The following is a 2,330-nucleotide window of genomic DNA, read 5'->3' as shown; positions in this document are numbered from 1 at the left end:
TCGCCGAGCCGTCACCTCCGCCGCTCACCGAGCCGTCACCGCCGCCGCTCACCGAGCCGCTGCTCGCCGAGCCGTCGCTCCCGCCGGTCACCGCGCCGTCGCTCTCGCCGGGTGCCGCGCCGTCGCTCGCGCGGCCGCGGTAAGCCTCTGCGCGCGCATCGATCAGCGCCGCGCTCTGCTGCGCGAGCCGGTCGTAGATCCCCACCGCGAGCACGGTCGGCAGCGTCGCAATCAGATCGGACATGCCGTTCTCGCCGGCGACGACGCGGACGCATCGGGTCTCTCGACCCTGACGATGACGTTCGGTGAGGGTCGTCGGCTGCAGCGACTCCGCCAACGCGGCGAGACGCGTCTTCAACCGCCCGGGGCTCAGTCCGTCGGCGGTGGCGACGGCGAGGACGTCGAACTCGTGACGACGTTCGAGGGGCAGGGGCGTCCCGGCATCCACGATGACCTGCACGTGAGCGCGCGACAACGCGCCGGCCTCCCACGCATCGAGAGTGAGGGGGAAGCCGTCGGCGAGGGTCATGGCCCGACCGATTTGCGCTTGCACGCTGCGATCCGACACGCACTCCGCGGCAGCGATCTCGGACGCGACCTCCCGCAACGCCATCTCGGCCGCCTTCGACGAGGTCCGCATCCCCGCCGTCGCGTCGAGGGCGAGATGCCCCGCACGGGCGAGCGCGCGGGTACGACGGGCCTCGGCGGAGGCAACCTCGGCGTCGACTCCTCGCACCTCGGCCAGCACCGACGAGAGGGCAGCGGCCCCGTCGTCCGGGGGTGGCGGAGGTGTTTCGAAGGTCATGTATGCATGCTAGCCAGCACCTCCGACACCCGAGCCTGCTCGACGGGCGAATGGGGGATAGGTCGGCCGGCGGGCGCGTTGTGGAGGAGGGGTGCGGCGCGATGTTCGCGTCAGAAGGCGCCTTTGATCAGGGACTTTTCCCACCTCGAGGGTGACGGGTGAATTCCACAGGGCGTCGGCGCGGCCGTGTGCTGCGCCCCCGAAGTGGGGCGCTGAGCGCCGGAGCCCGGCCGCGCGGCGGCGGTCATCGACGCACGGCCTGGACCGCTTGGTCGTACAGATCGGACAGTTCAGCGTCGCCGTCGGATCGGATCCAGGCCCGGGATGCCGCATCGAGGCAGGACAGCGCGGAGGCGACGATCGCGTGGGCCTGCAGGTCGGGGTCGCCCTCCGCGGGCAGTCGCTCGGCGATCAGGGGCACGAACATCTCCTGCCACCGCAGGCGCTTCTCCAGATGGCGGGCGAGCAGCGACGGAGTGTCGAAGAGCATCCGGCCCAGTGCGAGGGTCTGCTGTTTCCCGAACGCCGAGATCTCGTCGGCCTCGTGGAATGCCGCGCGGATGGCATCCCACGGGTCTTCCCCGGGCGGACGCCGGGAGAGCGCCTCGGCGATCGAGGCGCCGCGGCTCACGAGGTCGCCCAGGACCACATCTTCCTTCGTCCCGAAATAGCGGAAGAACGATCGCCGGGACACGCCCACCCGCTCGAGGATCTGGTCGATGGTCGTCGCGTCGAAGCCCTGGCGGAGGAACAGGTCGAGCGCTGTCTGCGTGATCTCCTCGCGGACGGCTTCGCGCTGTCGGTCCCATGCGGTGGTCTTGGCCATGAATCCATCTTACTTGGCACTGAGGCGCAAGTAGCCTACTGTGCCAGGTATGCCCTACTCCTATTCCTCTCAGACCGTTCTCCTCACGGGCGCCAGCGCCGGTATCGGGATGCAGTTCGCCCGCGCCCTCGCCGCCCGCGGGGCCTCCCTCGTGCTCGTCGCACGCCGGCAAGACCGCCTGGACACCCTCGCCGACGAGCTGCGCCGCGACCACGGCGTCACCGTCGACGTCCTGGCGGCAGACCTGTCCTCGCCCACCGCAGGCGCGGATCTCAAGGCGCGCGTGGACGCGCTCGGAGTCACCGTCACCAGCGTGATCAACAACGCCGGCTTCGGAACCTTCGGACCGTTCATCGACGAAGACCCCACACTCCTGGAACAGGAGATCGCCGTCGACGTCGTCACTCCGGTGCAACTGACGTTCGCCTTTCTGCCCGATCTCCTCGCCTCGGGAAAGGGGTTCCTCATCAACGTGGCCAGCATGGCCGCGTACACGCCGACTCCGCGCATGGCGGTCTACGGCGCGGCGAAGGCCTTCGTACTCAGCTTCACCGAATCCCTGTGGGCCGAACTTCGGGACACCGGGGTGACCGTCTTCGCCCTGTCGCCGGGTGCCACGAGCACGGAATTCAATACCGTCGTGGGCACCGACGACGCGACGGCCGGAGCCACCCCCCGCACCCCGGACGACGTCGTCGC

3 protein-coding genes are annotated in these 2,330 nt (G+C 70.0%); 1 reads left to right on the top strand and 2 read right to left on the bottom strand.

Features of this window, described 5'->3' with window-relative positions:
- Both LQV45_RS26275 and LQV45_RS26270 read right to left on the bottom strand, forming a co-directional pair.
- Window positions 1-805: DUF222 domain-containing protein (locus LQV45_RS26275; protein WP_230009627.1), on the bottom strand; the 805-nt coding region annotated here is incomplete at its 3' end.
- Between the two features lie 244 nt (window positions 806-1,049).
- Window positions 1,050-1,631, bottom strand: coding sequence for a TetR family transcriptional regulator (locus LQV45_RS26270; RefSeq protein WP_230009625.1), 582 nt, complete (start codon window positions 1,629-1,631; stop codon window positions 1,050-1,052).
- Between the two features lie 49 nt (window positions 1,632-1,680).
- On the opposite strand from LQV45_RS26270, the gene LQV45_RS26265 reads away from it, so the two are divergent.
- Window positions 1,681-2,330: SDR family oxidoreductase (locus LQV45_RS26265; protein ID WP_230009623.1), on the top strand; the 650-nt coding region annotated here is incomplete at its 3' end.

It is taken from the genome of Microbacterium sp. Bi128 (genome assembly GCF_918698205.1).
Note: the sequence above shows the minus strand (reverse complement) of the source record. Positions and strands in the feature narration are given on the sequence as shown.

Coding starts and splice junctions, on each gene's coding strand:
- LQV45_RS26270 (WP_230009625.1), bottom strand. CDS start 1,631: ATGGCCAAGACCACCGCATGGGACCGACAGCGCGAAGCCGTCCGCGAG.